5 protein-coding genes are annotated in these 6,871 nt (G+C 46.6%); 1 reads left to right on the top strand and 4 read right to left on the bottom strand.

The genetic code is table 11. The features are described from left to right. Positions 1–189 precede the first annotated feature (189 nt). Positions 190–1,722 (bottom strand): aspartate aminotransferase family protein, encoded by a 1,533-nt coding sequence (locus tag FTU50_RS05300; protein ID WP_180069549.1) that lies wholly within the window; start codon positions 1,720–1,722, stop codon positions 190–192. A gap of 3 nt (positions 1,723–1,725) precedes the next feature. Then, a complete protein-coding gene (locus tag FTU50_RS05295) occupies positions 1,726–3,099 on the bottom strand; it encodes a diaminobutyrate--2-oxoglutarate transaminase (RefSeq protein ID WP_180069546.1) in 1,374 nt (457 codons plus the stop codon). Between the two features lie 468 nt (positions 3,100–3,567). On the opposite strand from FTU50_RS05295, the gene FTU50_RS05290 reads away from it, so the two are divergent. Continuing rightward, positions 3,568–4,272: an SIMPL domain-containing protein gene (locus tag FTU50_RS05290; protein ID WP_016660052.1), complete on the top strand. Its 705-nt coding sequence runs from the start codon at positions 3,568–3,570 to the stop codon at positions 4,270–4,272. A gap of 83 nt (positions 4,273–4,355) precedes the next feature. Here FTU50_RS05290 and proB read toward each other — a convergent pair whose 3' ends face one another. Both proB and cgtA read right to left on the bottom strand, forming a co-directional pair. Beyond that, positions 4,356–5,489 carry a glutamate 5-kinase gene (gene proB, locus FTU50_RS05285; RefSeq protein ID WP_005176735.1) on the bottom strand — a complete coding sequence of 378 codons (1,134 nt, stop codon included), beginning with the start codon at positions 5,487–5,489 and terminating at the stop codon, positions 4,356–4,358. Between the two features lie 29 nt (positions 5,490–5,518). Beyond that, on the bottom strand, positions 5,519–6,730 hold the full coding sequence (gene cgtA, locus FTU50_RS05280; protein WP_016660051.1) for an Obg family GTPase CgtA: 1,212 nt from the start codon (positions 6,728–6,730) through the stop codon (positions 5,519–5,521). Positions 6,731–6,871 lie beyond the last annotated feature (141 nt).

Raw genomic sequence — 6,871 nt, 5'->3', positions numbered from 1 at the left:
AATCCTGTCGCACAACAGGTTTAATTAGCTCATGAAATACGGTATTCTGATGTGACAAAACCTGAATCCTGGTCGTTAAAGTGTTTGTTTGCACTCATATTTTAACTGTTAGGACTCAGGTTTTTTTTATTTAAAGCAAACTATGGGACAGCAGTGCCCTGTAGGCCTCTCTTTCTTTGCAGCATGCGATTAAGCGATTGGTGGTGTATAAGTACCATCTGCAATTGAAGCTTTAATACGCTCTGCTTCTGCCAGCACAAGTGCCAATAGGTTTTTCACGTTATCTAATGTTGCAACCGGGCTTAACGTAGTCATTTTCAATGACTGAACCTGACCCACTTTGGTTACACCAATATTGGCTTCACCACGCGCAAACAGTTCATCTGCGACGTTCTGGTTCAAGGCATCGACAAATTCAGCCGGATAGCCTTCAGGCACCACACGGAACAACACCGATGCAAATTGCGGCTCTACCAGCAACTCAAGACCATCTGTTGCTTTAATATAAGCGGCAACATCACGGGTTAAATCCACACCATGATCAATCATTGAACCATAAAGCTCTTCGCCCAAGGCTTCAACCGTCATCCACAATTTCAAGGCATCAAAACGACGCGTGGTTTGCAGTGACTTCGATACCAGGTTTGGTACGCCGTGCTCTTCATCATATGCAGAGTTCAAGTACTCGGCTTCATAATGCATGAAACGGTAGTTGGCTTCGTCTTTTAACAAGAACGCACCGCATGAAATGGTCTGGAAATAATGCTTGTGGAAATCAAGCGTCACAGAATCCGACAATTCAATGCCATCGAGCATAGAACGATAGTCATTCGACAAAATCAGTGCACCACCCCACGCCGCGTCAATATGCATCCACGCGCCATATTTGTTGGTGATTTCACGAATTTCTTTTAATGGATCAATCGCACCCGCATCGGTTGTACCTGCGGTTGCCACCACACATGCCACAATTTTGCCTTCAGACTGAAGGTGTGCCATGGTTTTCTCAAGTGCAACCACATCCATCTGTGCATTGTCATTCACAGGAACGGTCACCACAGACTGGAAGCCCATGCCCATCATCGCCATGTTCTTTTGCACAGAGAAGTGTGCATTTTCAGAACAGATGACTTTGACATTACGCATTGCATCTACCGGTACACCATCACGCTGCACTGACCACGGCTTGCCGTTTTCGTCTTTCCAGTTTTTCGCGATGCAGGCATCACGCGCCAGCAGTACACCCATCAGGTTAGACTGCGTACCACCTGAAGTGAATACACCGGCCTGACCTGAACCGTAACCGACTTTTTGGCGTAACCAGTCAATCAGCTGCACTTCCATTAATGAACCGGCCGGGCTTTGATCCCATGAGTCCATGGACTGGTTAGTGGCGTTAATTAACACTTCTGCGATCTGGCTGGCCACCATGGTTGGACAGTGCAAATGCGCCAGTGAATGCGGATGGTGAACTTTCAAGCTCTTGTTCAGGAACAGCTCGACCATACGCTCTAAAGATTTCTGTACACCCAGACCTTCTTTCGATGGATTGAATGAAATGGCACTGCGTAGCTCTTTAATGCTACCACCGGTGTACATTTTATCGTTTTGCAACCATGCTGCGACGGCTTTTGTCGCCTGGTCCATTGCTGACTCATAGTCAGCAATAGATTGAGCATCATTGCAGAGTAAGGCTTTACGATGTTCTGCAAAATCTACCATGTATTATGCGCCTCGTACTGCTTTCAGTGCTTCAGCCACAGCTTTCTTGAAGCGGGCAATCACTTCTACACATTCTTCCTGATTAATGATCAGCGGGCAAAGTAAACGGATTACCGTACCACCACGACCGCCTTTTTCTAACAACAGTTTGTTGTCAAAACATGCAGCCTGAATTGCAGCAGCCAGTTGTGAATCTGCAGGATAAGCACCTAAACGGTCTTTTTCCTGACGTTCATCTACAATTTCAACACCAATCATTAAACCGCGGCCACGTACGTTACCGATACATGGGAATTCAACTGCCAGTTTTTTCAGTTCAGCTTGCAGGAAGTCGCCACGCTCTTGCGCATTTTGCGCCAGGTTTTGTTCTTTAATGGTGTTGATTGTCACCAGACCAGTACCCATTGCCAGCTGGTTACCACGGAAAGTACCGGTATGACCTGCTGGTTGCCAAGCATCAAACTTACGTTTAATCCCTAACACTGCCAGTGGCAAGCTACCACCAACCGCTTTCGACATAACCACTACGTCTGGTTCAATACCTGCATGTTCATAAGCAAACATTTTGCCTGAACGCGCAAAGCCTGCTTGAACTTCGTCAAGAATCAACACGATGTTGTGTTTTTCAGTCACTTCACGGATTTTTTTCAGCCATTTGGTAGGCGCAGTAACCACACCACCTTCACCCTGAATTGCTTCAAGAATTACAGCAGCCGGTTTGGTAACACCGCTTTCCACATCTTCAATGAAGTTTTCGAAATAGTAAGTCAGTGCATCCACACCTGCTTCACCGCCAAGACCCAACGGGCAACGGTATTCATGTGGATATGGCATAAATTGTACGCCCGGCATTAAACCGTTTACGGCATTCTTGGCAGACAGGTTACCTGTCATTGCCAGCGAACCGTGAGTCATACCGTGGTAGCCACCTGAGAAGCTGATTACAGAGCTACGGCCGGTAAATGTTTTTGCAAGCTTGATTGCTGCTTCTGTTGCATCTGCACCAGATGGACCACAGAACTGCAAGCAATACTCTTCTTTGCCACCTGGCAGGTAAGCAAGAAGCGCTTCAGTAAATGCATCTTTTAAAGGTGTAGTTAAATCTAAAGTATGTAAAGGAAGACCACTCGCGATGGTGTCTTGAATACTTTGAATCACCGCAGGATGATTATGGCCCAAAGCCAATGTACCTGCCCCAGCTAAACAATCCAGGTACGTCGTACCCTCAACATCGGTAACCCAGCAACCTTGTGCCTTCGCTATCGCTAACGGTAATTTACGAGGATAACTACGCACATTCGATTCCATCTGACTTTGGCGAGTCAAGTAGTATTCGTTTGTGGAATTGGTGGCAGGGTTTACAGAAGTAACGCTCATATCGAATTACCATCTCTGATATGGGTTGAAGAAATAAGTCGGGTGACTTGTGGTCCTTTGACTCGGTGCTTTATAAAAATCTAGTTAGATGATCTAGATAATATTCAATAACTAGGAGCGCGATGATACCTAATTTTTCGGGAAAATAAACCGCTTTTGGCATTTTATCGAGCTAATTTTATCGAAAAGTTCTATCGGTCTAACCATTAGATTGAATTATCATCTTACAATGTGACAGCAGAAAGAAAACCGCATTCTTGATATTTTTTTTAACCCTATGTAAGTTACACGCAGAATTAAACCCACTATTAAATATAACATACTGTTTTTAAATAAATAATCAAGCCATTCCTAGTCAGCAGATTTTATTATTTTTTTACAATCCCACCACAAACTCTGCAAAAATTAGCCATATTGCTTGGCTAAAATGCTTTGATAGATAAACACCTATAAAAACAGGACAAAATCATGCGTTTTATTACTCTCTCTAGTTGCCTATTGGCTGCTGCAGTTTCAGGTAGTGCCTTGGCGCAGACCACCGAAAAACTGAACTACAATCTGATCAATGTTCAGGCAGAAGCCAGCCGTCAGGTATCCAATGACCAGATGAACGCAGTGCTGTATATCGAGCGCAGTCATAAACAGCCTTCTGAACTGGCCAATCAGATCACCCAAATTATGAATCAGGCGATGGCCACAGCGCGAAAATATCCAACGGTTAAAGTAGAAAGTGGTTCACAGTCGACTTATCCGGTTTATGACAATGACAGTCAGAAACTGAAAGAATGGCGCGGTCGTGCCGAAATTCATCTGGAAAGTACCGATTTTAAAGCCGCCAGCCAGCTCATTGGTGAGCTGCAGCAGAGCCTGCAAACTCAATCGGTACATTTTAGTGTGTCAGATAGCCAGCGTAAGAAAGTCGAAAATGAGTTACTGGTCGAAGCTTCGAAAAACTTCCAGCAACGCGCGCAGTTATTGACCCAGGCCTGGAATAAATCAGGCTATCAGCTGGTCAATCTGAACATGAATACCAATAACTATACCCCGCGCCCGATTGCAATGCGCGCCAATACCGCCAAGTTTGCGGTGGCTGAAGCCGCACCTGCACCGGATATGGCTGCCGGTGAATCGAAGATGACGGTGAATGCCAACGGGACGATTCAGTTTAAGTAAATTGCTCGTTACCTCTATTTCCCAAATAAAAAATCCCGCTCGAAAGCGGGATTTTTGTATATCTTAAGTTGAATCTGTATGACTTAGTAAATCGCCATATGATTGCGATGAATCATCTCAAGCGAACGTGCTTCACCCAATACCTGATGCACTTTGTCCGAGGCCAGACCTTTAATAATGTCTGCTGAACGCGAGCTAAAGTTCACCCGCCCGACAGCCACTCGATGGCCTTGGCGATCTACGCATTCCACCACATCACCACGTTCGAAATGCCCTTCCACGGCGCGTACACCGACCGGTAACAGGCTACGATGATTTTCCTTGATGGCTTTTACCGCGCCTTCGTCCAGTACCAGACGGCCTGCGGTTTGCAGATGCGCCGCTAGCCATTGCTGATGGGCAGTGATACGGTCATTGTCGGTAATAAACAGCGTACCGAGCATTTCGCCATCCATCAGACGGGCCAGTACATTGTCACTTTCACCGCTGGCAATTAAGGTTGGACAGCCCGATTTGGCCGCTAAACGCGCAGCACGGACTTTGGTCAGCATACCGCCACGACCAAACTTGCCACCGCCACCGGCCATATCGAACAGGCTTTCATCTAAAGCACGTACGGTATGGAACAGTTTGGCATCTGGATTAGAGCGCGGATCAGAATCAAACATGCCTTGCTGATCGGTCAGGATAATCAACAGATCCGCATGTACCTGTCCGGCCACCATAGCCGCCAGGGTATCGTTATCACCAAAACGGATTTCGTCAGTGGAAACCGTGTCATTTTCATTAATCACCGGAATCACGCGCCAATCAATCAGGTGCTGCAGGGCATCACATGAATTGAGATAACGGCGACGATCTGCCAGGTCATCATGAGTTAATAACACTTGCGCAGTTTTAATGTCGTGTTTTTCCAGCACGCTGGACCAAGTTTGTACCAGGCCCATTTGACCAATGGCCGCACAAGCCTGAAGACTGGGTAGATCAGTGGGTCGATTCTCTAGTTTCATTCGAACCATGCCTTCAGCCACAGCACCGGAGGACACCAGAATAATCTCGTGTCCTGCATTATGCAGATCTGCAATCTGATTCGCCCAATGCGAAATTGCATCCAGATCTAAGCCTTTCCCGTTTGCTGTGAGTAAAGATGATCCGATTTTAACAACGATTCGTTTACAACCCTGGAGCTGACGTTGCCCATCTACCACTTCTATCATCTTGTCCTCAGTTACTCTTCATCAAGAGCTTAACGTACGTAATATACTTCCATTTCGCCATCATCTTCATCGTCATCATCGAAGTCATCGCCCTGACCCGCCAGACGTTGCTGACGACGCATTTCACGATAAGCTTCTTTAGCGGCGATGGTTTGCTCGCGTGTTTCAGCTTCAAGCTGGTCACGGAAGGCTTTCATTTCTGCTGCATAGTCTGGATCTTCAACTTCGCGTTCGCGTTGCTGTTCAATCTGATCCATCAGGTAGTACACCACTTCTTTGGTACCTTCAGACATTAGGCCCGAGGTCTGGAATACCGGACCCTCCCATTGCAGTTCTTCCAGAATATGTTTACACCATTCTTCGCGTGAATCTTCCGGTAATTGGTCGAGCTTGTTCAGCACCAAGACTACTGGCAGTTTGGCCAGCGTTGGCGAGAATTTTTCCAGCTCGTTCAAAATGGCACGGGCATTGTGTGCCGGATCTGAACCATCAATTGGCTGTACATCGACAATGTGCAGCAGAATACGGGTACGCGCCAGATGTTTCAGGAAGCGAATCCCTAAACCGGCCCCTTCTGCAGCGCCTTCAATCAGACCTGGAATATCGGCCATCACAAAAGAACGATGACGATCGGCATCGACCACACCCAGGTTTGGCACCATAGTAGTAAACGGATAGTCTGCAACTTTTGGTTTTGCGGCCGATACTGCACGAATAAAGGTTGATTTACCGGCATTTGGCATGCCTAGCAAACCAACATCTGCCAGAACTTTCAGCTCTAAACGGATTTCGCGGAATTCACCTTTCACACCTGTGGTAAATTTACGCGGGGTACGGTTGGTCGATGATTTAAAGTGAGTATTCCCCAAACCACCATCACCGCCCTGGGCAACCAGTACTTTCTGACCGTCTTCGACCAGGTCAGCAATAATGTCACCAGAATCTGTATCTACAATCGTGGTGCCTACCGGTACTTTCAGCACCACAGATTCACCACCACGGCCAGCACAGTTTGCGCCTGCACCATTTTTACCGCGCTCAGCACGGAATTTACGGGTATAACGATAATCTACGAGTGTACTGGTGTCGTCATCGGCCTGAATATAAATGCTGCCGCCACGACCACCATCACCACCATCTGGACCACCAAATGGTACGAATTTTTCACGGCGAAAACTGGCTACGCCATTGCCACCGTCGCCAGCCTCTACGGTAATGACTGCTTCATCAACAAAGCGCATCTTGCCAATCCTCTAAAAACTTTAAAACCGCCTATTCTGCCATATTTTAAAGGATTTCTCGAATAATTTATGCAGCAAATCTATTGCGCTCACAATTCTTTTTACAATTTGTGTGTCGCCACCTAAAAAGTGCAATCTAGC

Origin of the sequence: Acinetobacter sp. YH12112 (assembly GCF_013418945.1) — a bacterium.
GTDB classification, from domain to species: domain Bacteria; phylum Pseudomonadota; class Gammaproteobacteria; order Pseudomonadales; family Moraxellaceae; genus Acinetobacter; species Acinetobacter indicus.
The sequence above is the reverse complement of the archived record's forward strand: the minus strand, read 5'-3'. Positions and strand labels throughout refer to the sequence as shown.

Coding starts and splice junctions, on each gene's coding strand:
- FTU50_RS05295 (WP_180069546.1), bottom strand. CDS start 3,099: ATGAGCGTTACTTCTGTAAACCCTGCCACCAATTCCACAAACGAATAC.
- proB (WP_005176735.1), bottom strand. CDS start 5,489: ATGATAGAAGTGGTAGATGGGCAACGTCAGCTCCAGGGTTGTAAACGA.
- FTU50_RS05300 (WP_180069549.1), bottom strand. CDS start 1,722: ATGGTAGATTTTGCAGAACATCGTAAAGCCTTACTCTGCAATGATGCT.
- cgtA (WP_016660051.1), bottom strand. CDS start 6,730: ATGCGCTTTGTTGATGAAGCAGTCATTACCGTAGAGGCTGGCGACGGT.
- FTU50_RS05290 (WP_016660052.1), top strand. CDS start 3,568: ATGCGTTTTATTACTCTCTCTAGTTGCCTATTGGCTGCTGCAGTTTCA.